We start from the raw sequence: 23,166 nt of genomic DNA on the forward strand, positions 1-23,166 counted from the left end.
GTTCTACTGTTTGATTATTAAGAACATTCGTTACTTAATCTACAAAGAGTAGTTATTCTATATTTTAATCGACGATTGGTAAATCAATTAAAAATTGTATGGTGGCTACTACGGGATTTGAACCTGTGACCCCATCATTATGAGTGATGTGCTCTAACCAGCTGAGCTAAGTAGCCAAATTGTTTCTTACTTTCTAACTCGTCTCTCTTTCGCCTTAGCTGTGAGGACGGAGCGCATTATGCTTTTCTGAGCCCTATGCGTCAACACTTTTTTGAAAAAAATATGAATTCTTTGTTTGTTCGAACGGATTTTAATCAAAGCGTACTTTTTATATGCAAATTAGAGTGAATCAAGGAAAAAGAATAAGAATAAGAGTCGAAAACAGGATGTAGCAGTTAGGCAGATATGGAGAGGGAATGTGTTTTAACTGATTGAAATGTAGGCAAGTAATAAAAAGGCCAGCAAATATGCTGGCCTTTTTTATTATACGTTGAAGCGGAAATGTACTACATCACCATCTTTAACGATGTAATCTTTTCCTTCAAGGCGCCATTTACCTGCTTCTTTAGCACCACTTTCTCCGTTAAATTCGATAAAGTTGTCGTAACCAACAACTTCTGCACGGATAAAGCCTTTTTCGAAGTCAGTATGGATCTTACCAGCAGCCTGTGGTGCAGTTGCTCCTACTGGGATAGTCCAAGCACGAACTTCTTTTACACCCGCAGTAAAATACGTTTGTAGAGTTAGTAGTTCGTAACCTGAGCGGATCACTCGATTTAGACCTGGTTCTTCGATACCCATGTCAGCAAGGAATTCTTCACGATCTTCATCATCAAGTTCAGAAAGCTCAGATTCGATAGCTGCACATACAGGAACAACAACGTTGTTTTCTTTTTCTGCGTATTCACGAACCATGTCTAAGAATGGGTTGTTCTCAAAACCTTCTTCACTAACGTTGGCAATATACATTGTTGGTTTTAGTGTTAAGAAGTTAAGGTAAGAAACTGCCGCAATTTCTTCTTTTGCTAGTTCAACAGTACGAGCCATTCCACCTTCTGTAAATACAGGAAGCAGTTTCTCAAGAACTGAGATTTCAAACTTAGCGTCTTTATCGCCACCTTTTGCTTTCTTCGTTTGACGGAAGATAGCACGTTCACAAGAATCTAGATCCGCAAGAGCAAGCTCAAGGTTGATGATTTCGATATCTTCAATCGGTGAGATTTTACCAGCAACGTGAATGATGTTTTCATTTTCAAAACAACGAACAACATGGCCGATAGCGTCTGTTTCACGGATATTAGCAAGGAACTTGTTACCTAGACCTTCACCTTTAGATGCGCCAGCTACAAGACCTGCAATATCAACAAATTCCATAGTAGTTGGAAGAATGCGTTCTGGATTTACGATTTTAGCTAATGCGTCTAAACGTAGATCAGGAACTGGAACCACACCTGTGTTTGGTTCAATAGTACAGAAAGGGAAGTTTGCCGCTTCGATTCCTGCTTTAGTTAGTGCGTTAAACAGTGTTGATTTACCAACGTTTGGAAGACCAACGATTCCGCATTTAAAACCCATGATGTAAACCTTATCTTTAGTTATACCAAGCTAAATAAAAACAGATTGGTATTATTCAGCTTTGAATGTATGTAAACGATTTTGTGCTTTACTTAATCCGTCTTTAAGCAAGATATCTAGACTGCGTGTAGATTCATCTACAGCAGCATCGATTAACTCTTGCTCTTTGGTAGGCGCTTTTCCTAAAACAAAACCGGCAACTTTGTCTTTATGGCCAGGATGACCAATACCAATACGAAGTCGATAAAACTCTTTCGTATTCGCTAATTTGCTAATAGTGTCACGTAAGCCATTATGACCGCCGTGCCCACCACCTTTTTTGAATTTGGCAACACCAGGAGGAAGATCTAGTTCATCGTGAGCGACTAAGATCTCTTCTGGCTTTATTTGGTAAAACTTAGCGACAGCAGCAATTGCTTTACCTGATAAATTCATAAATGTTGTTGGGATCAATAAACGAAGATCTTGACCATTAGTTTGAATTCGACCAGTTAACCCGAAGAATTTCGTTTCTTCTCGCAGGGATACGTTATGTACACGAGCGAGTTCTTCAACAACCCACGCGCCTGCGTTATGGCGAGTTCTTTTATATTCAAGACCAGGGTTTGCTAGTCCAACAAGAAGTTTGATTTGATTGCTCAAAGACTTATCTCTCTATTTGGATACTAATATCATTAATACACTTATCTAGAGCGTAATCGAACTAAAGACAATTAATGGTATTAGTATGTCCCATTAAAAAGGCGCGCCATATTAACACAAGAATTCCAAATACAAAAACGCCCCGCATAAGCAGGGCGTTTGAATAGATTTTTGTTTGATTAGTGATCAAACATTGCAGAGATAGACTCTTCATTGCTAATGCGACGAATCGCCTCAGCTAGCATGCGAGAAAGGCTAAGTTCAGTTACTTTGCCTGTTGCTGCCATTTCTTTAGATAGAGTAATCGAGTCAGTAACCACGACTTGGTCTAATACTGAGTTGGCAATGTTTTCTGCTGCAGAACCAGAGAATACAGCGTGAGTTGCGTAAGCAAATACACGTTTAGCGCCGCGTTCTTTAAGAGCTTCAGCTGCTTTACATAATGTACCGCCCGTATCAATCATGTCATCAACGATAACACAATCGCGACCGTCAACATCACCAATAAGGTTCATTACTTCAGAAACGTTAGCGCGTGGACGACGCTTATCAACGATAGCGATGTCTACATCACCTAGTGCTTTAGCTGTTGCACGAGCACGAACAACACCACCTAAGTCAGGAGAAACTACAACAGGATTTTCTAGACCACGAGTACGCATATCATCAAGCAGCACAGGAGTACCGAAAATGTTATCTACGGGTACGTCGAAGAAACCTTGAATTTGTTCTGCGTGTAGGTCGATAGTTAAAACGCGGTCAACACCAACGTTTGAAAGCATATCAGCAATTACTTTAGCAGTGATAGGCACACGAGCAGAACGTACACGACGATCTTGACGAGCGTAACCAAAGTATGGGATTACCGCAGTGATACGGCCAGCAGAAGCACGACGAAGTGCATCGATCATTACTACTAATTCCATGATATTGTCATTAGTAGGAGCACATGTAGATTGAATGATGAAAACATCACTACCACGTACATTCTCGTTAATTTGAACAGCTACTTCGCCGTCAGAAAAACGATCGACAGTAGCGTCACCAAGTGAAATGTATAGTCGATCAGCGATACGTTGCGCTAGTTCAGGAGTTGCATTACCAGCAAATAGCTTCATGTCAGGCACGGTGGAAACCTCAGGGTTGCGTCCAAATTGTGAGAATTTTATATTTTGCATAATGATTTATACTCTTCCAGTTGGTGGTTGAGTGGCGAAGTATTCATACCTCGGGCGATAAATCCTGTTGCATTATCAGAGATTAAGGAGTAGACGTACTTAGCTTCTTTTTCACTGTTAAATTCAGCAAAAACACAAGCACCTGTTCCAGTTAATCTTGATGGCGCATATTCTAACAGCCATGAAAGTTGGTAATCAACCTCTGGATACACACTTCTGACAATTTTTTCGCAATCGTTTTCGTACGGAGCGTCTAAAAGTACGTTAAGTGGCTGTTTTGGCGTATTTCTAATCAACTCTGGGTGAGTGAATACATCAACAGTAGAAATGCTCACTTCTGGCTTGATCAGTAGATACCATAATTCTTTAGGAGTAACTGGTTGTAGTTTTTCACCAATCCCCTCGGCAAAGGCGGCAAAGCCATGGACAAAAATTGGTACATCTGCACCAAGTTTTACCCCTAAATCAGCTAATATCTCATTACTTAAATTAAGACCCCAAAGAAAGTTGAGGGCAACTAATACGGTTGCTGCATTTGATGAACCACCACCAATACCACCACCCATAGGTAATATTTTGTCTACTTCAATATGCGCACCAAAAGAGCTTTGAGTGTGCTGTTGAAGTAGTGTTGCAGCTTTCCATATTAAGTTGTCTTCTGTTTTAACTCCCGGAATATCAGGAGAAAGGGTAATTTTATTTGATGGATTTGCAGTGATGGTGAGGTAGTCGCATAGGTCTATGAATTGAAATAAGGTTTGCAATTCATGGTAACCATTGGCTTGTTGTCCATTGATATAAAGAAATAAGTTTAATTTGGCTGGGGAGGGCCAACGCGTAGTTGTTGTAATCATTGAGTAACTTTTTATCATTGAGAAACAGTCCAATTTGAAGCAATGATTTTAATTGTTGTCTTTTGTTGGGTTAGTTTCATTGAATTTGGTAAGAGTACTTGTCCTTTTTCAATATAACTATTGTAACGTAGGTGCCAATTAGTCTGGCCAATTTGTTTTACTAGATGTTCAACTGTGTTTAGTTCATTAAGCTGGAAGCTATCAGCAGCGGTAGGTAATCCTTTTATCCAATCCCCTAGATAGCCAATAGGAAGGTTTAATCCAGTAAGTCCATACATTAATCGACCAGGATCTTGTCCTTCAAATGTTTGGCCATCACCAGTTTCAATTATAGTTCGTCCATTGGACATTGAAGCTTTAATAACCGTTTGGCCTAAAAATGTGGTGAGTAATAATTGGCTACTTTCGGATTTTTGTATCCATTGGAAATTTAAGCTATGACGTTCTTCTGGAGATTGGTAGCCGATTTTACCGGTGACTTGGTAATTGACAATGTTTTCTAATTGAGTTGTATGCTTGTCCCAATTGGTCGATTGTTGTGGCGTTAATGGAACGCTAGAACAGGCATTAAGAAAAATAGTGATGATGAAAATAGCAAAAGGAGAACGAGTAAAACGAGAACACTTCATTAGAAATCTCATGCATAATTCGAAGTAGATTTTCAGATTGTAGCAAATTGTTAGTACATTTGGAGTTAAATAGTGTTTATTCGTCACTAATTTTCGGACTGAACGTCCTGATGCCTTTTAAAATTCGGTCGCATCAAGTAAAATTCGCCCTTGTTGTTTTTTTATTGGTCTGTTTGCCGAATGTCATTGCTTGTTATTGGAATCAATCATACGTCAGCCTCTGTTGATTTGCGGGAGAAAGTTGCTTTCTCACCTGATAAATTAACTAAGGCGTTAGATGAATTAAAAAATAGTGATTCTATTCAAAGCGGCGTAATTCTATCAACTTGCAACCGAACTGAGATTTATTGTGAAGTGAAAGCAGGGATTAGCAGTGGTTATGTGCTCAATTGGCTAGCTGAATTTCATCGTGTTTCTTTAGACATATTAATGCCAAGTATTTATGTGTATGAAGAACAGGCAGCGGTAAAACACTTAATGCGCGTATCATGTGGATTAGATTCATTAGTGCTAGGCGAGCCGCAAATTTTAGGCCAAGTAAAAAAAGCCTTTGCAGATGCAAGAGAGCATAATGCTGTTGAAGGGACAATAGAGAAGCTATTCCAGAGTGATTTCTCTGTCGCTAAACGAGTTCGTACTGAGACAAATATCGGCGGTAATGCTGTGTCGGTTGCTTATGCTGCTTGTATTCTTGCTCGTCAAATTTTTGAGTCTCTTGCTGACTCCACTGTTCTTCTTGTTGGAGCTGGCGAAACGATTGAATTGGTTGCTAAGCATTTAGATGTGGCAGGCTGTAAGCGATTAATCGTTGCTAACCGTACTCGTGAAAGAGCAATGGGGCTTGCTGAGCAATTTAATGCGGACGTTATTAGCCTTCCTGAAATTCCAGAATATCTACCAAAAGCCGATATCATTATTAGTTCGACTGCTAGCCCATTACCTATTATTGGTAAAGGGATGGTTGAAAGTGCATTAAAGCAACGTAGACATCAGCCAATGTTGTTTGTTGATATTGCTGTCCCTAGAGATATTGAGGGAGAAGTTGCTGAATTGAATGATGCGTATTTGTATTCGGTAGATGATCTTAAATCGATTATTGATCACAATATCGAACAGAGAAAAATTGAAGCAATTCAAGCTGAGGCTATTGTCAGTGAAGAAAGTGCAAGCTTTATGACGTGGATTCGTTCTCGACAAGCAGTGAATAGTATTCGCCAATATCGTAATAATTCAGAAGCGATCAGAACTGAATTATTACAAAAAAGTATTCAAGCATTAGCTTCTGGTCAAAATGCAGAAAAAGTATTAGCAGAATTAAGCAATAAATTAACCAATAAACTCATTCATGCACCAACACTTGCGATGCAGCAGGCTGCCAAAAATGGTGAGCCAGACAAACTTGCTGTGATCCGTACCAGTATTGGTCTAGACAACTAAGTGTAGCGTTCGCTACCAACATAAAGAATAAATATTATATGAAAGCATCAATTCGAGTAAAACTGGAGACGCTGGTTGAGCGTTATGAAGAAGTTCAACATTTATTAGGTGATCCTGGAGTTATTGGTGATCAAAATAAATTCCGAGCTTTATCTCGTGAATACTCTCAACTGGAAGAAGTGACACAATGTTTCCAAGCATACGAACAAGCTCAAGAAGACTTGATCGCTGCGGAAGAAATGGCTCAAGAAGATGATGCTGAAATGCGCGAAATGGCGCAAGATGAAATTAAAGAAGCAAAAGAAGCGATTGAGCGTCTTGCTGATGAGCTACAAGTCTTGCTTATTCCAAAAGATCCAAATGATGAGCGTAACTGTTTCTTAGAGATCCGTGCCGGTGCTGGTGGTGATGAAGCGGGTATCTTTGCAGGTAACCTTTTCCGTATGTATTCTCGTTTTGCAGAGAAAAAAGGTTGGCGTATTGAAGTCATGAGCTCGAATGTTTCTGAGCAAGGTGGCTTCAAAGAAATGATTGCAAAAGTAAGTGGCGATGGCGCTTATGGCGTATTGAAGTTTGAATCAGGCGGTCACCGTGTACAACGTGTACCTGAAACTGAATCACAAGGTCGTGTACATACGTCTGCGTGTACTGTTGCAGTAATGGCTGAGATCCCAGAGGCGGATCTTCCAGAAATTAAAGCGGCAGATTTAAAAATCGATACCTTCCGTGCATCTGGCGCGGGTGGTCAGCACGTTAACACCACCGATTCAGCAATTCGTATCACTCACTTACCAACAGGTACTGTTGTTGAGTGTCAAGATGAACGTTCACAGCATAAAAACAAAGCAAAAGCGATGTCTGTACTTGCAGCTCGAATTATTCAAGCTGAACAAGCTCGTCGTGCAGAAGCTGTATCTGACACGCGTCGTAACTTACTAGGTTCGGGTGATCGTTCTGACCGTATTCGTACATACAACTACCCACAAGGCCGTGTTTCTGATCACCGTATTAACTTAACTATTTACCGTTTAAACGAAGTATTAGAAGGTGATCTAGCTGCGTTGATTGAACCTGTTGTATTAGAATACCAAGCAGATCAACTAGCTGCATTAGCTGAAAATAACTAATGAACCAATCTATTGATGCGCTATTAAAGCGTTCAATTCAATTGCTGCAACTTGAGGGGAGTGATTCTCCTCAAATTGATGCATCTGTTCTGCTTTGTTATATTTTAGATAAACCAAGAAGCTACTTGCTTACTTGGCCTGAAAAAGAATTGACTGATTCAGAACTTATGGCTTTTGAATCATTGCTTTCTCGTCGCCTCTCTGGTGAGCCAATCGCTTATATTATTGGTTATCGCGAATTTTGGTCATTACCGCTAAAAGTGTCACCCACTACGCTAATTCCTCGCCCTGATACAGAACGTCTTGTTGAGATTGCTCTCGATCATCTTGATGTGTCATCAACAAAAGTCCTGGACTTAGGAACAGGAACAGGAGCGATAGCATTAGCCATTGCTTCTGAGATACCAACGCTTAGTGTTATTGGTGTCGATTATCAACAAGATGCGGTTGAGTTAGCACAAGGTAATGCGAAAGATAATTGTATTATGAATACTGAATTTCGTCAGGGAAGTTGGTTTGACCCAATTCAGCCTGATGAGCAGTTTTCTATTATTGTGAGCAATCCACCTTATATTGATGGTAATGATCCTCATTTATCTCAAGGTGATGTACGGTTCGAACCTCAAACGGCATTAGTTGCAGAACAAGAAGGTTTTGCGGATTTAATTCACATTATGGAACACAGCCGTACTTATTTAGTTGAGAATGGTTGGTTACTAATGGAGCATGGCTTTGAGCAAGGTAGGCAATTGCGTACTTATTTTGAAGCGCACGGCTTTGTTAATGTCAAAACAGAACAAGATTATGCTGGCAATGACCGTGTTACATTAGGTCAATGGTCAACAAAAACAGAGAATAAAGGATAATTCATGTATACCGCTGTTAAACATATTCACTTATTTATGATTGCTTGTAGCGTACTGCTATTTGTTGTTCGCTATGTATTGATGATGGTTGATTCAGATCTTCGTAATAAAGCATTTTTAAAACGAGTTCCTCACGTTGTTGATTCAGCTATGTTGTTAAGTGGTATTGCACTTATCTTTATTACAGGTTTTATTCCATTTACAGGGGCAGCTCCTTGGTTAACTGAGAAATTGACATGTGTAATGGTATATATCGCTTTGGCTTTTGTTACGTTGAACAATGGCAAGAATAAAGTATTTAAAACCTTTGCCTTTCTTGGTGCATTAGGATGGTTAATGGTTGCTGCTAAAATTGCGGTAACTAAAGTACCAACGTTTCTGGGGTAACTATGTTTCAGTTGCTTGATGAAAATTTAGAAGACCTTAATCTTGTTGAAGGAGCATTAGCGCTTAACTTAGCGATTAATCCTGAGATACAAAGACTACGAGTTGACATCAAACTGCGAGAAATGTGTATTGAGGCAGAGCAAACACTCGCTCATGAAACCAATGATGAGCAGCGTTTGGAGCGGTTGATTCAACTTTTTTATGGGGAATGGGGCTATCAAGGGGATACTTATACTTATTTTAATTCTGAAAACGCATTTATTGATCATGTGCTTGAGAGTAAAAGAGGTATTCCTGTTACGTTGGGCGCTATTTTCTTGCATCTGTGTGAATATGTAGATTTACCTGTGAGTGCGATTAATTTCCCTACTCAATTAGTGTTAAAAGTAGAGCTGCCAAACCAAGAGCCTCTTTATTTGAATCCATTTGATGGGCAATATGTTAGTACCCATTTGATGACTGCGTGGCTTATTGGTTATGGTGGACCATTAGCAAAGATATTACCCGTACATTTAGAATCAATAGACAACCCAACATTGATTGGACGTTTATTAGCAGTAATTAAAACGGCATGTATTAGAGAGCGAAAGTTCTCGTTTGCTTTAACCTGTAGTAATCTTGCATTGCATATGGTGCCTGATGATCCTTTTGAGATCCGTGATAGAGGTTTGATCTATCAGCAACTACACTGTAATAATGTCGCTAAAAATGACTTAACGTATTTTATTGAACAGTGCCCTAATGATCCTTCAGCTATGCTGATGAAAGAGCAAGTTCAACTATTATTAGAACAGCAACCTACCGTTCTCCATTAAGAGTGAAGATAATGCAAAATCAAAAAACAGTAAAAATTGGCAATATCGATGTAGCAAATGATAAGCCGTTTACCTTATTTGCAGGTATGAACGTATTAGAATCTCGTGATTTAGCGATGAGAATGTGTGAGACTTACGTAGAGATCACTGACCGTCTAGGCATTCCGTACGTATTTAAAGCCTCTTTTGATAAAGCAAACCGCTCATCTGTTCATTCATACCGTGGTCCAGGTATGGAAGAGGGTCTAAAGATCTTCCAAGAACTAAAAGATACTTTTGGCGTGAAAATTATCACTGATGTTCATACAGAAGCACAAGCTCAACCTGTTGCTGATGTGGTGGACGTTATTCAACTTCCAGCTTTTCTTGCTCGCCAAACAGATTTAGTTGAGACAATGGCAAAAACAGGCGCTGTGATTAATGTGAAAAAACCACAATTTATGAGCCCTGATCAAGTGGGTAATATCGTTGATAAGTTTGCAGAGTGTGGTAACGAAAATATCATTCTATGTGAGCGTGGTTCGTGCATGGGTTACGACAATCTAGTGGTTGATATGCTAGGTTTTGGTGTAATGAAAAAAGCATCAAACGGTAGCCCAATCATTTTTGATGTAACACATTCTCTACAGAATCGTGATCCAAGTGGTAAAGCTTCTGGCGGTCGTCGTTCACAAACAGTTGAACTTGCTAAAGCAGGTTTAGCAACTGGTATTGCGGGTTTATTTATTGAAGCGCATCCAAACCCTGATAAAGCGTTATGTGATGGGCCTTCTGCATTACCATTAGATCAACTGGAGCCTTTCTTGAAACAAATGAAAGCGTTAGATGATCTAATTAAAGGTTTTGAGCATATCGATATTAAATAATCGAATGCTACAAAGATAAATAAGACAAAGCCCAAGAGAGATAACTTTCTTGGGCTTTTTTGTGTTTGGTTTAAATGCTTATTCAGTATCTGCTGAGCTTGGTGAAAACCAATCTAACTTCTTATGTAATGTTGTTACACTGCCCACAACGATAAGAGACGGGCTAATGGCTTTTTCTGCCATTTGAGCTAATTCTGAAATAGTACCTGTGAATACTTTTTGTTTTGCTGTCGTTCCACGTTCAATAATGGCACAAGGCGTATTAGCTGCTAAACCGTGTTCAATTAATTGAGTTGATATATGAGGTGATTGTTTTAACCCCATATAAAACACTAATGTATTGTTTGAACGCACTAAAGCATCCCATTCAATCTCAGCCCCATTTTTTTGTACGTGAGCAGTAATAAATTGAACGCTTTGAGCATGATCTCGATGGGTTAGGGGAATACCAGCATAAGAGGTTGCTCCTGCAGCTGCAGTAATACCTGGAACTACTTCAAATTGAACGCCATTCTCAGCGAGAGTTTCTAATTCTTCGCCACCACGACCAAAAATAAATGAATCCCCGCCTTTAAGACGGACAACGTGCTTACCTTCTTGTGCTTTATCCACTAAGAGTTGATTAATTTTGTCTTGTGGTACGAAATGAAAATCGAGCTTTTTCCCGACATAAATCATTTCAGCATTGTCATTGGCAAGCGCTAAAATTTCTTTGGAAACAAGACGGTCATAAACAACAACATCAGCTTGCTGTATAAGGCGGTAACCTTTTACCGTTAATAGGTCTGCATCGCCAGGACCTGCGCCAACAAGAGAAACAAGTCCGTTTTGTTTTTTCTGCTCAGACTGAGCTTGAATACTTGGCATAATAGATTCCTGCATCATGTTTTTATTTCACTCTAGTATGTAAGAGGTGATAAAAAAAATCACCCTTAATACTTGATTAAGAGTGATTTAATTTGAATGAGTTATAACTAACTCTTCGTTATTTGTTTTTAGTTAGAGCTTAGAGATGGTGCTGTTTTTGCGTGTGTTAGATATAAAGGAACACACGTAAAGATAAGGCCACCAACTAGGTTACCTAGAATGGTTGGGATAAGGTTGAAGTTCAACCAAGTTGCAATAGTAAAGTCAGCACCTAGCATCATACCTAGTGGGAATAGGAACATGTTTACAACAGCATGTTCAAAAACTAATGCAAAGAAAATGAAGATTGGAAGCCACATTGCAGCAATCTTGCCAGCAACAGTACGAGCTGACATGTTACCAATTACACCCAAGCAAACCATTAGGTTACAAAGAATACCTTTAACAAAAACAGTGATCCAACCATTCATGCCATGTGCTTCATAACCTGAAGTTCGAGCAGTTGCCGCAGCAATGAACTTTTGACCTACCGCTCCAGGTTCAATACTAAAATTCATCGTAAATGTTAGTGCAACAAGAAAAGCAACAAGTAGAGAGCCTAGAAGATTGCCAAGACCAACATAGCCCCAACAACGTAGGATTCGGCCCCAAGTTACTCCTGGACGATTATCAAATTTTGCTAGTGGAGCAAGACCAAATACACCGGTTAATAGGTCGTAGCCCATTAAACTAAGAATACAAAAACCAACAGGGAAGACTAGAGCACCTACAAGTCCAATGCCTGTTTGTGTTATTGCTGTAATTGCAACAACAACGGCTAAAGAAAGGATAATACCAGCCATAGTGCCGCGCAATATCAGGTCTCGAGTTCCTGTTTTGATTTTCGCTTCACCAACATCGATCATAGTTTGAACAATTTCTACAGGTTTTAAAGCAGACATAAATGTGCCCTTACAAAAAGTTAAAAGTTAAAAGTTAAAATTGGATAGGAAAGGGCTCTAATCATTATTTATTATCAACAATATGAAACTAGAACCCTTGAACTATCAAATCTTATACAGCGATCTCTACTGAGCCTTTTATTACACGAGCGTTATATGTTTTTATATTAAATTGCTCGTTTTCCATGCAGACACCAGTTGTTAGATTGAAACGCTGTTTTTTCAGTGGGCTTGCTACCCAAAGTTCACCTTGGTGCTCAACAATCAAACCTCGTGATAATACATTTGCTTGGAAGTAAGGATCTGTATTGCTGATTGCGAGTACTTCTTCGCCTTGAGTTGGGCGAAATACTGCAACTTGTTCACCATTAACTAGAGCACAAACACCAGTACCCGGAACAATATCTTCTAGCTGACAGATTTTTACGAATTTAGAAGCCATGATTAATTCTCTCGCTCTTACTCAGTTGCTGCTACGTGTAGGATGTTACCCTTTGCTTCAGGGTGTTTTTCCGTAAAGCTTGCTGGACGGTGTTGTTGACGACCATCCGTAACGAACATAACGTTGTTATCACGGTCATCCGCATTAATGAAGTGAGCAAAACGTTTTAGTTGAGCTTCATCATTGATTGTGTCTGTCCATTCACATGCGAAGTTATTTACTAAGCTAGCAACATCGCTTTCAAGCTGCTCATTAATACCTAGTTTGTTATCAACAATTACTTCACGTAGGTAGTCAACACCACCTTCAAGGTTATCCATCCATACAGACGTACGTTGTAGTGGTGCTGCAGTACGAATGTAGAACATCATGAAGCGGTCGATGTATTTGATTAATGTTTCTTGGTCTAAGTCGCTTGCTAATAGGTCTGCGTGACGAGGTTTCATACCACCGTTACCACATACATACATGTTCCAACCAGCATCTGTTGCGATAATACCTAAATCTTTACCTTGTGCTTCAGCACATTCACGCGTACAGCCAGATACACCAAACTTCATTTTATGAGGAGTCCGAATACCTTTGTAACGATTCTCGATCATTACGCCTAGACCAACAGAGTCTTGAACGCCGTAACGACACCAAGTTGAACCAACACATGTCTTAGCCATACGAAGTGCTTTTGCGTAGGCTTGACCCGTTTCGTAACCTGCAGCGATTAACTTCTTCCAGATTGCTGGTAAGTCATCTTTTTGAGCACCAAACAGACCGATACGTTGTGCCCCTGTAATTTTGGTATACAAGTTGTATTCAGCCGCAACATCAGCAAGAACGCTAAGTGCTTGAGGTGTTACTTCACCGCCCGCCATACGAGGAATAACAGAGTAAGTGCCGTCTTTTTGGATGTTACCTAGGAAGTTATCGTTGGTGTCGTGCAGTTTTACTAACTCTGGCTTAAGGATGTGTTCACCCCAGCATGAAGCAAGAATAGAACCCGCTAGAGGCTTGCATACTTCACAGCCGTAGCCTTTACCGTATTTCTCTAGTAACTCATCGAATGTTTTGATTTCTTCGATGCGGATCAGGTGGAAAAGCTCTTGGCGAGAGTAAGCAAAGTGCTCACATACATCGCTTTTCACTTCGATACCAGATTTAGCTAACTCTGCATTAAGAACGGAAGTTACCAGAGGGATACAACCCCCACAGCCCGTACCCGCTCCAGTAACCGCCTTAATGTCTGCCATTGTGTGATGGCCATCTGCAACTGCTTGAGCAATTTTGCCTTTAGTTACATCGAAACATGAACAGATAACTGCTGTTTCAGGTAATGAGTCAGCACCTAATGATGGCTTTTCTGCGCCAGCATGAGCAGGAAGAATTAATAGATCAGGGTGTTCAGGAAGATCAATGTCATTAAGTTTAAGTTGAAGTAAATCGCCATAATCAGACGTATCTCCGACCATTACTGCACCAAGCAGTTTTTTTCCGTCTTCAGAAACGATAATGCGCTTGTAGACTTCTTGCTCTTCGTTTTGGTAAACGTAGCTTTTACAGCCAGGAGTTCGACCATTTGCGTCACCAATGGAACCTACTTTTACGCCAAGCAGTTTCAACTTAGCACTCATGTCAGCGCCTTCAAATACACTGTCGTTACCTAATAAATGGTCAACAGCAACCGTCGCCATTTTATAGCCAGGAGCAACCAAACCATAGAAAGCACGATTCCAAGAAGCACACTCACCAATAGCATAGATATTACTATCTGTTGTTTGGCAGTTATTGTTGATTTCAACGCCACCGCGAGGTGCAACACCTAAACCCATTTGATGAGCTAATTTGTCTTGAGGACGAATACCAGCAGAAAATACGATGAAATCAGTTTCAAGTTCAGTACCATCAGCAAAGCGCATTACATTACGAGCGTCTTTACCTTCAGGAGCGATTTCAAGTGTGTTTTTACTGGTATGAACTTGAACACCCATGCGCTCAATTTTATTGCGTAGTTGCAAACCGCCTTGTTGATCCAACTGCTCAGCCATTAGTACTGGCGCAAACTCAACAACGTGAGTCGTTACGCCTAATGCTTTAAGCGCACCAGCAGCTTCAAGGCCAAGTAAGCCACCACCAATTACAACACCGCTTTTACTGTTTTTAGCCGTCGCTTCGATAGATTTAAGATCTTCAATAGTACGATACACAAAGCAGTCTTTACTTTCGTTACCTTTAATCGGTGGAACAAATGGGAAAGATCCGGTTGCAAGAACCAGTTTGTCGTATTGAATTTCACGACCAGTACTTGAGTAAACGACTTGTTTTTCACGATTGATATTAATAGCGCGTTCGCCAAGTAATACATTAATACCGTGTTTTTCGTAGAAACCTTCTTTTACAAGAGAAAGTTCATCAGCAGTATGATGAGAGAAGTATGAAGAAAGGTGAACACGATCATATGCGATACGTGGCTCTTCACAAAATACAGTAACATCCATATTTTGAACATCGGTTTTATCGACTAAATCTTCGATATAGCGATGACCAACCATGCCATTACCGATGATGACTAACTTCATCTTGCTCATAAGAATTCCTATTATCATTGATATGTATATATGATGAATTATGAATGAATATGTCGATATGATGTGGATCAATTACGAAATGAAACTACTCCAAAGAGGTAGTTCTAAGGTGGTATTAGACTTTATATCTAATAATTCAATGAGTTATTTGTAGCACGTAGCTTTTGTTTGTGGTTTTTTACAAAGTTTGAAAGGATATCCGGAAATTTAAGCTGTTTATGGATAAAAATCTGAAAAAAAAAGACAGAATATGAAGTTCACATACTGTCTTTTTTTGTTAATTAATGAAATAAAATAATTATAGTTTAAATCTATCGATCTCTTGTTTTAGTTCATTAGATAACTCTGAAAGTTCAGAGGCTTGAATTACTGATTGTTTCGTTTCTTCCGTTAGCTCATTTGACACATTGCGAACTGCTTCTGTATTACGAGTAATTTCTTCAGTTACTGATGATTGCTCTTCAGCAGCGGCTGCAATTTGTGCAGCCATGTCGCTGATTTGAGTTACCGAGTTTGTAATTTGAAGTAGGCTAGCTGATGCCGATTGAGCATCTTCTACACTGGTGTTTGCCAAATTCTGGCTATCTTCCATTATACCTACCGCTTTTTGAGTCGTGCCTTGTAGTGCCTCAATCATTTGTTGAATTTCCTGAGTTGAAGCGTGAGTTCGTTGACTTAAGATACGAACTTCATCAGCAACGACAGCAAAACCACGGCCTTGTTCACCAGCACGAGCGGCTTCGATTGCTGCGTTTAATGCCAATAAGTTAGTTTGTTCGGCGATGTTCTGAATCGTTGAAAGGATAGTGTTAATGTTTTGTGCGTTGTGGTGGAGCTCTTCAATTACACCAGTTGCGGTTTCAACTTCTTTTGCTAGGTTATCAATAGAGTGTTGGCTTTGGCTTACTTGTTCGGCACCGTGGTTTGATGCACTTACAGTTTGCTCTGCAGTTTGAGCTGTATTGTCAGCATTACCAGCGATTTCTTGTGTAGCAGCTGCCATTTCATTAATTGCAGTTGCTACCATGTTAATCTCATCCATTTGATGTTGGATGCGAACATTACGCTCTTCAGCACTTTCTGCTGTTGAGTTAGCTTGGTTGGCAAGAGTGATAGAAATGCTACGTAGGCGACATACCATTGAGTGCATGTTACCCACAAAAGTATTGAAATTAGTTGCTAATTGACCCACTTCATCATTACTGTTTGGTTCTAAGCGCTGAGTTAAATCGCCTTCGCCTGAAGATATTTCAGCAAGCGCATCTGATACTCGAAGTAAATCTCGGAATAGAATATTCACCAGAATAGTGACACCAATAGCAACCACCACGGTTAGTACAATACTAAGTAGAATAATTTCACGAAGCAGAGCTGCGTGAGCGGCTTCTTCTGTTGCTTGCGTCATCTCAACAGCAAATGTCCAATTGGTGTTCGGTACTTTTGCGAAGTAAATCAGCTTAGTGTCACCATTGATTTCGGCAACATCGATGCGTTTTAGAGAGATAGATTCTTGGATACTTTGTGGTGTCATATCAGAGAAGTAGCGGTTTACCTCTTTTTTGATCAGTGATTTATTTGGATGAGCTAAAAAAGTCCCATCACTGTCAATCAGCATAGTAATAGTATCTTTACCTGCATCAAGGCTAATTACATCAGCAATTAATTGGTCAATAAGAACATCGGCACCAATTACGCCTAAAAAAGTTCCGTTTTTATATATTGGTTCTGCGATGGTTACGAGGAGAGATTGAGTAATCGCATCTTGATATGATGAGGTAATGATTTGTTTGTTTTCACGCTGTGCTTCTTGATACCAAGGGCGTTGACGAGGGTCATAATCGGCACGATTTCTTTCTGGATGAGAGCGGTACATATCACCTTGAGGAGTTCCAAAGAAAATATCATCAAACCCACCAGCTTTACGGCTAAGCTGTAAGAAAGAAACAATGTCATTTTCTTGGGTGTGTTCATTAGTCGCATGAGCGATTTCAGCTTTAATAGAGATCCAATTTGAAATCCCAGTTGTTGCCGCTGAAGTAACACTTTCTGCTCGAGAGTATACACCGTTGCGGGTCTGTTCAAAAAGTTGGTTTGAAGAAAGCCAAGTTAAGGCTGATGCAGTAATAACAACAGCGAGTACACTTGCGCCTATTAGCTTATGTTTTAGTTTCATAGTTTACCTAAGTCCGTGGATTCATGTTGCCATTATATTAGTTTGTAATATGGATTGCTTTACTAAGCACTGCTCTGGTTATCGGAAATAACCTACAAAACTTAATTAAAAATTGAATTTTTATTATTTTTGCATTAATGAATTTTGTTTTTATTAAGCCGTGATTGATAGGTAAACGTTTGCTTTTTCTGTAAAATATTTAATTGTTTGTGATTTACTTTTTTTATTTATCCGTAATTTTTAGTGATCTAATAGACATATTTATGAGATCAATGTGAGAGTCCTACGTAATTCTTTTAAACTTGGTCAGGTTATTTGACAGGATTAATCAACAATTGATTTATTTGGTCTAGATCATTCTCTTTTGAATTAATGGTGAAACATGATGGAACGTCTTTCTCTAAAAACAGCGATTGCTGCGGCATTGGTAACGACTCTTGCTGGTTGTGCTACAACAACTGAACATGCGTGGCAAGAAGATACAACATATAAGCTAACGGTATTACACACGAACGATAACCATGGTCGTTTTTGGCAAAATAAATACGGCGAATATGGCATGGCAGCACGTAAAACGCTGATCGATGAATTACGTGCTGAAGTTCAAGCAGAAGGTGGCAGTGTGCTTCTTCTTTCTGGCGGTGATATCAATACGGGTGTTCCAGAATCAGATCTTCAAGATGCTGAACCAGACTTTAAGGGTATGAATAAAATTGGATACGATGCAATCGCATTAGGTAACCATGAATTTGATAACCCATTAGATGTTCTTCAAAAGCAAATTGATTGGGCTGAGTTCCCAATGTTGTCTGCAAATATCTATGATAAAGAGACGGGCGAGCGTAAATACCAAGCTTATGAGATTTTTGAAAAACAAGGTCTAAAAATCGCCGTTGTTGGTTTTACAACTGAAGACACAGCAAAAATTGGTAACCCAGAATACATTGGTGATTTGGAGTTCAGAGATCCTAAATCTGAAGCGAAGCTTGTGATTGCAGAATTAGAAGCAAATGAAAAACCAGATCTTATTTTTGCAGTAACTCATATGGGTCACTATGAGAATGGTCAACGTGGCATTAATGCGCCAGGCGATGTGGCTTTAGCTCGTTCACTTGAGCTAGGTGAGCTAGACATGATTGTGGGGGGGCACTCACAAGAGCCTGTTTGTATGGAAGGGCCTAATGTTGCGAAGAAAAATTTCACTCCGGGTGATGAATGTCAACCAGACCAACAAAATGGTACTTGGATCGTTCAAGCGCACGAATGGGGTAAATACGTAGGTAAAGCCGATTTTGAATTCCGTAATGGTGAATTAGAAATGGTTAGCTACAATTTAATTCCTGTTAACTTGAAAAAGAAAGTGAAGATCGACGGTAAAAAACAGCGCGTCTTTATTCAAGACGAAATTGCACAAGATCCTGAGCTACTTGCATTCTTAACACCTTACCAAGAAAAAGGTCAAGGCCAGTTGAATGTGAAAATAGCATCCACTAACGGTAAGTTAGAAGGTGACCGTAATGTGGTTCGTTTTGAACAAACAAACTTAGGTCGTTTAATCGCTCAATCACATATGGAGCGCGCTAAAGCAGATTTCGCTGTTATGAATTCTGGTGGGGTACGTGACTCTATTGAAGGTGGTGATGTAACTTATAAAGACGTATTAACGGTTCAGCCATTTGGTAACATCGTGACTTACGCTGATATGACAGGTAAAGAAGTATTAGATTACTTGAACGTTGTTGCAACAAAACCGATTGATTCTGGTGCTTACGCACAATTTGCTGGCATTAAAATGACAGTTGAGAATGGTAAAGTATCAAATGTATTTATCGGTGGTAAACAATTACGTTTAGATAATACGTATCGCTTTACAGTACCAAGCTACAACGCTGCTGGTGGTGATGGTTACCCGAAAATCTCGGATCACCCAGGCTATGTGAATACTGGCTTTGTTGATGCTGAAGTTCTTAAAGAGTTCTTAGAAACAAACAGCCCAATCGATGTGAACAAATTTGCACCTCGTGGTGAAATTACTTATAAGTAATTATTAAAAGAAGATAAGCCCCTAAATCGTTATATTTTTAGGGGCTTTTGTTTATCAATTCAACAGTTTGTTGTTTTTGTAAGCGAACGGAAAGAAAAAACAAAATAATACTTGTCAAAAAATTCTCAGACAGTATTATAGCCCCCGTTGACACGGACAAGTTCTTTGTTTAACAGCTCGGTGAATAGCGCAGCTTGGTAGCGCATCTGGTTTGGGACCAGAGGGTCGGGGGTTCGAATCCCTCTTCACCGACCACTTTTAAAAAAGCCGCATCAGAAATGATGCGGCTTTTTTGCGTCTGTAATGTAAATGCTAATCACAGTAAGTAATAGTATTTCAACACAGTTATCGAGCATTTTAACCAGCTAGGACGATTAGTTATTTACTACGATTGGTATAACCATTTTATTTGAGAAATGAATAGGTATTGATAGCTATCAACACCTATTATGCTTTAAAGACCCTAGACCCTAGACCCTAATTATGTGTATTAAATAGTGCTAGCTTTCCATTTTCTTTAAATGCCACAACTTGGTATTTATCTTTCTTATCGCCATATTCCATACCCGGAGAACCCATTGGCATGCCTGGAACAGCTAGGCCTTTAAAATCACGTGGGTCCGCTAAAAATTTCTTGATATCAGCAGCAGGGATATGTCCTTCAAATACATAACCATCAATAACAGCGGTATGACAAGAAGCAAGGCGGGGTTCGACACCTAGTTTTTCTTTAATTGGATTCATGTCTTCATGATCTTCTATTTTGACTGTAAATCCATTTTCTTCCATATGTTCAACCCATTCGCTACAACAACCGCAGTAAGGTGATTTGTAAGTCATTACCTCAGTAGATGCGAACGCTGAAGAGCTAAATAAAACGAAAGAAAAAAAAGCAAATTGAAGGTTTTTCATAGTGGGTTTTCCCAAAGGTTATTTTGAATTAGGTGATAGCCAAAACCAGTAGATAATGGCAATAATTAGAGCGAGACCAAATAGATTAATCATGTGATGCTCCTTGTGTTTGTTGGTGAATATCTCGTTGAGAACGAGGGGTAAAAAGTCGTAATCGATTTGCATTAGTAACAACAGTAATTGAAGACAAGGCCATTGCAGCTCCCGCAACTACAGGGCTTAGTAACATGCCCGTAAATGGAAATAAAATCCCAGCGGCAATAGGAATACCTATGATGTTATAAACAAATGCGCCGAATAAATTTTGTTTCATATTTTTCATTGTGACTTTAGATAATTCAATCGCGCTTACCGCGGTAAGTAATGAATGATTCATTAAGGTTAGGTGCGCACTTTCAATGGCTACATCACTGCCATTATCCATGGCAATTCCTACCTCTGCTTGAGCGAGCGCAGGTGCATCATTAATACCGTCTCCAATCATGGCGACTTTTTTACTTTGTGATTGAAGATCTTTTATTGCTTGTGCTTTTCCGTCAGGTAGTACACCTGAAATTACTTGAGTAATGCCTAGTTGTTTAGCTACATGTTCTGCAGTTTCTTTGCGATCACCTGTGAGCATCACGACAGTAATGCCTAATTGAGTTAATTGTTTAACTGCAAGGGCGGAATCAACACGAATTGCGTCACTGACCTCAATGACGCCAATGCATTGGGTGTTTCTTGCAACAAACAGAGGTGTTGATGAAGGTGAAAGCTCAACGTGAGGTACTGCTATTTCATTTTGTAATAAATAAGCCATATTGCCGATAAGTACGGTATCGCTATCTATTTTTGCTGAAGCCCCAAGACCTAGCTGAGCGGTAAACCCAAGACTAGTAATAGGAGTCCATGACTGTTGTTTTAAATAAGCCATTACAGCCAAAGCAAGCGGGTGTTCTGAATGGCTTTCAACCGCGGCAGCCAACGTCATTACTTGTTGTTCGGTATAATCATTAAAGGTAGTGACTTTATTGACGGTAGGTTTGCCTTCAGTCAGTGTCCCTGTTTTATCAACAACAACGGTATCTATGGTACTTGCTGTTTGGAGTACATCGGCATCCTTTATTAGAGCGCCAAATTCAGCGGCTTTGCCTATTCCAACAGTCACAGACATTGGTGTTGCAAGACCGAGTGCACAAGGACACGCAATGATGAGTACCGTTGTGGCAACGACCAACATATAACTTGATGTTGGCTCGGGACCAAAGTTATACCAAATGAGTGCTGAGAAAATAGCAATAATCATGACACTTGGTACAAATACAGATGATATTTTATCGGCCAACTTGGCAATATTAGGTTTGCTGCTTTGTGCATTACGTACCATAGTAATAATTCGCGCCAGCATAGTGTGTTCACCAACGTTGGTTGCTTTAAAAGTAAAGCTGCCTTGTTGATTAATTGTTCCGGCATGCACAGTCTCGTTGATGGTTTTTAAGTTAGGGAGAGGTTCTCCAGTTAACATCGCTTCATCAAGGTAGCTTTCACCGCTAATTAAAACACCATCAACTGGGATTTTTTCACCAGGTTTAATTTTGATTATCATTCCTTGAAGCACTTGAGATACGGGTAATTCAACCTCTTGACCATCCTGAATAACCACGGCGGTTTGTGGCTGAAGATTTAATAGATTTTCAATTGCATTAGACGTTCGATTCCGTGCTTTGGTTTCAATTAAATTACCAAGCGTTATTAAACCTAAGATCATTGCTGTTGCTTCAAAGTAAACATGACGTGCTTGTTCAGGGAAAAACTCAGGTGAAATAACCAAAGCCATGGAATAAAGCCAAGCGGAGCCTGTTCCCAGAGCCACAAGCGTATCCATTGTTGCTCTGTGGTGGGAGAAAGCTTTCCATGCATTAACAAAAAAATGTTTACCTGAAGTTAATAATAAACCTAAACAAATTAATCCAACTACAGCCCATGAAAGTTGATCATTTATGGTGTTGATTTGCATATTGCCACCAAACACTCCCCATAACATTAATGGCGCCCCAATCGCTAATGAGATGGTGGTGTTTTTTTTATGTGTAGCGGTTGTTTTTAGGTACAGCTCTTTTTGTCTTTTACGGCGTTGCTCTTCATTTAGACTAATTTCTGCCCCATAACCGCCTTTTTCTATCGCGTGAATTACGTCAGTTTCGTTAATATCACCAATAATTAGAGCGGTACGTTCTGCTAAATTCACTTGAACAGATTGAACGCTATGAATGTTTGAAATGATTTTCTGAACAGAAGCGATGCAGCTAGCGCAAGTCATTCCGGATAAAATGAGTTGAGTTGTTTTGGTTGTATTAGGTTCTAGTATTTCTGGTTTGCTAGTGATGGCTTTGTTATCTGATTCTTCTGATGATTTATCTTCAAGAGCAAGTGGAATTGTAGAGGCGTGAAAACCAATAGATTTAATCAGCGATACCACATTTCCTGTTGAGTGTATGGTATTGAGATTAAGTTCTGCTTTTGAAATAGAAAGAATAGTGGAATGAGATAAGGTTTCTAATGCCTCTGTGGTTTTTTTTACGCACTTACCGCAATTTAATCCTGCTAAATAAAGCGTTATTACTTTTTCTTCAGGTACAGAATAACCAAGCTGAGAAATTATCTCAATAATATGTTGTTTAGAAAGGCTAGTGGTAAGAGTCAGTTCTGTTTTGGTAACAGAATATTGAGAGATACCAGTGTTGGTAGAAAGTGCATGCTCTACCTTAGCGATACATTTGCCGCAATTTAATCCTGATAAAGGAAGAGTGAATTCCTGACTCATAATAACCTCATTAACTATTCTTGATA

Annotated in this window: 19 protein-coding genes and 2 tRNA genes; 8 read left to right on the plus strand and 13 right to left on the minus strand. The window is 39.5% G+C overall.

Going from position 1 to position 23,166, the window contains the following annotated elements; translation table 11 throughout:
- Positions 1 to 99: 99 nt before the first annotated feature.
- The 6 genes from BTO22_RS03210 to lolB form a co-directional block, all read right to left on the minus strand.
- Positions 100 to 176, minus strand: a tRNA-Met gene (locus tag BTO22_RS03210).
- 307 nt (positions 177 to 483) lie between these two features.
- Complete coding sequence (gene ychF / locus BTO22_RS03215) at positions 484 to 1,575, minus strand: redox-regulated ATPase YchF (protein ID WP_105054248.1); 1,092 nt, start codon at positions 1,573 to 1,575, stop codon at positions 484 to 486.
- 51 nt (positions 1,576 to 1,626) lie between these two features.
- Positions 1,627 to 2,217: an aminoacyl-tRNA hydrolase gene (gene pth / locus BTO22_RS03220; RefSeq protein ID WP_105054249.1), complete on the minus strand. Its 591-nt coding sequence runs from the start codon at positions 2,215 to 2,217 to the stop codon at positions 1,627 to 1,629.
- Between the two features lie 179 nt (positions 2,218 to 2,396).
- The gene (locus tag BTO22_RS03225) at positions 2,397 to 3,344 is read right to left on the minus strand and encodes a ribose-phosphate pyrophosphokinase (protein WP_105055548.1); all 948 of its coding nucleotides are present in this window, start codon (positions 3,342 to 3,344) and stop codon (positions 2,397 to 2,399) included.
- Positions 3,345 to 3,382: 38 nt separating this feature from the next.
- The gene (gene ispE / locus BTO22_RS03230) at positions 3,383 to 4,249 is read right to left on the minus strand and encodes a 4-(cytidine 5'-diphospho)-2-C-methyl-D-erythritol kinase (protein WP_105055549.1); all 867 of its coding nucleotides are present in this window, start codon (positions 4,247 to 4,249) and stop codon (positions 3,383 to 3,385) included.
- A 14-nt stretch (positions 4,250 to 4,263) separates the two neighbouring features.
- Positions 4,264 to 4,878 carry a lipoprotein insertase outer membrane protein LolB gene (lolB, locus tag BTO22_RS03235; RefSeq protein WP_105054250.1) on the minus strand — a complete coding sequence of 205 codons (615 nt, stop codon included), beginning with the start codon at positions 4,876 to 4,878 and terminating at the stop codon, positions 4,264 to 4,266.
- A 180-nt stretch (positions 4,879 to 5,058) separates the two neighbouring features.
- Here lolB and hemA point away from each other — a divergent pair, with 180 nt between their 5' ends.
- The 6 genes from hemA to kdsA are packed head-to-tail and all read left to right on the plus strand — an operon-like array spanning position 5,059 to position 10,376.
- Entirely contained in the window at positions 5,059 to 6,315 is a 1,257-nt protein-coding gene (hemA, locus tag BTO22_RS03240; protein ID WP_105054251.1) for a glutamyl-tRNA reductase, read from the plus strand.
- 38 nt (positions 6,316 to 6,353) lie between these two features.
- On the plus strand, positions 6,354 to 7,442 hold the full coding sequence (gene prfA / locus BTO22_RS03245) for a peptide chain release factor 1 (RefSeq protein WP_105054252.1): 1,089 nt from the start codon (positions 6,354 to 6,356) through the stop codon (positions 7,440 to 7,442).
- A complete protein-coding gene (prmC, locus tag BTO22_RS03250) occupies positions 7,442 to 8,308 on the plus strand; it encodes a peptide chain release factor N(5)-glutamine methyltransferase (RefSeq protein ID WP_105054253.1) in 867 nt (288 codons plus the stop codon). Before prfA ends, prmC begins: the two co-directional genes overlap by 1 nt.
- A 3-nt stretch (positions 8,309 to 8,311) precedes the next feature.
- Positions 8,312 to 8,695, plus strand: coding sequence for a SirB2 family protein (locus BTO22_RS03255; protein ID WP_060990397.1), 384 nt, complete (start codon positions 8,312 to 8,314; stop codon positions 8,693 to 8,695).
- Between the two features lie 2 nt (positions 8,696 to 8,697).
- The gene (locus BTO22_RS03260) at positions 8,698 to 9,510 is read left to right on the plus strand and encodes a SirB1 family protein (protein WP_060990398.1); all 813 of its coding nucleotides are present in this window, start codon (positions 8,698 to 8,700) and stop codon (positions 9,508 to 9,510) included.
- A gap of 11 nt (positions 9,511 to 9,521) precedes the next feature.
- Entirely contained in the window at positions 9,522 to 10,376 is an 855-nt protein-coding gene (gene kdsA, locus BTO22_RS03265) for a 3-deoxy-8-phosphooctulonate synthase (RefSeq protein WP_060990399.1), read from the plus strand.
- Between the two features lie 78 nt (positions 10,377 to 10,454).
- Here kdsA and cobA read toward each other — a convergent pair whose 3' ends face one another.
- From cobA to BTO22_RS03290, 5 genes are all read right to left on the minus strand, one after another.
- Positions 10,455 to 11,243 carry a uroporphyrinogen-III C-methyltransferase gene (cobA, locus tag BTO22_RS03270; protein WP_060990400.1) on the minus strand — a complete coding sequence of 263 codons (789 nt, stop codon included), beginning with the start codon at positions 11,241 to 11,243 and terminating at the stop codon, positions 10,455 to 10,457.
- 128 nt (positions 11,244 to 11,371) lie between these two features.
- Positions 11,372 to 12,184 carry a formate/nitrite transporter family protein gene (locus BTO22_RS03275; RefSeq protein ID WP_060990401.1) on the minus strand — a complete coding sequence of 271 codons (813 nt, stop codon included), beginning with the start codon at positions 12,182 to 12,184 and terminating at the stop codon, positions 11,372 to 11,374.
- Positions 12,185 to 12,296: 112 nt separating this feature from the next.
- Positions 12,297 to 12,626: a nitrite reductase small subunit NirD gene (gene nirD / locus BTO22_RS03280; RefSeq protein ID WP_060990402.1), complete on the minus strand. Its 330-nt coding sequence runs from the start codon at positions 12,624 to 12,626 to the stop codon at positions 12,297 to 12,299.
- Between the two features lie 17 nt (positions 12,627 to 12,643).
- Positions 12,644 to 15,205, minus strand: a complete 2,562-nt coding sequence (gene nirB / locus BTO22_RS03285; RefSeq protein ID WP_105054254.1) for a nitrite reductase large subunit NirB — start codon at positions 15,203 to 15,205, stop codon at positions 12,644 to 12,646.
- 298 nt (positions 15,206 to 15,503) lie between these two features.
- Positions 15,504 to 17,378, minus strand: coding sequence for a methyl-accepting chemotaxis protein (locus tag BTO22_RS03290; protein ID WP_105054255.1), 1,875 nt, complete (start codon positions 17,376 to 17,378; stop codon positions 15,504 to 15,506).
- Positions 17,379 to 17,760: 382 nt separating this feature from the next.
- Between BTO22_RS03290 and ushA the strand changes: the two genes are divergently transcribed.
- Positions 17,761 to 19,422 carry a bifunctional UDP-sugar hydrolase/5'-nucleotidase UshA gene (gene ushA / locus BTO22_RS03295; protein WP_181044552.1) on the plus strand — a complete coding sequence of 554 codons (1,662 nt, stop codon included), beginning with the start codon at positions 17,761 to 17,763 and terminating at the stop codon, positions 19,420 to 19,422.
- 178 nt (positions 19,423 to 19,600) lie between these two features.
- Positions 19,601 to 19,677: transfer RNA gene (locus tag BTO22_RS03300), tRNA-Pro, on the plus strand.
- A gap of 222 nt (positions 19,678 to 19,899) precedes the next feature.
- On the opposite strand, the gene BTO22_RS03305 is transcribed toward BTO22_RS03300, so the two are convergent.
- Positions 19,900 to 20,334 (minus strand): DUF411 domain-containing protein, encoded by a 435-nt coding sequence (locus tag BTO22_RS03305; RefSeq protein WP_105054257.1) that lies wholly within the window; start codon positions 20,332 to 20,334, stop codon positions 19,900 to 19,902.
- 85 nt (positions 20,335 to 20,419) lie between these two features.
- Entirely contained in the window at positions 20,420 to 23,140 is a 2,721-nt protein-coding gene (locus tag BTO22_RS03310) for a cation transporter (RefSeq protein WP_105054258.1), read from the minus strand.
- Positions 23,141 to 23,166 lie beyond the last annotated feature (26 nt).

The sequence above is a fragment of the Aliivibrio sifiae genome (genome assembly GCF_002954705.1).
Taxonomy (GTDB): domain Bacteria; phylum Pseudomonadota; class Gammaproteobacteria; order Enterobacterales; family Vibrionaceae; genus Aliivibrio; species Aliivibrio sifiae_A.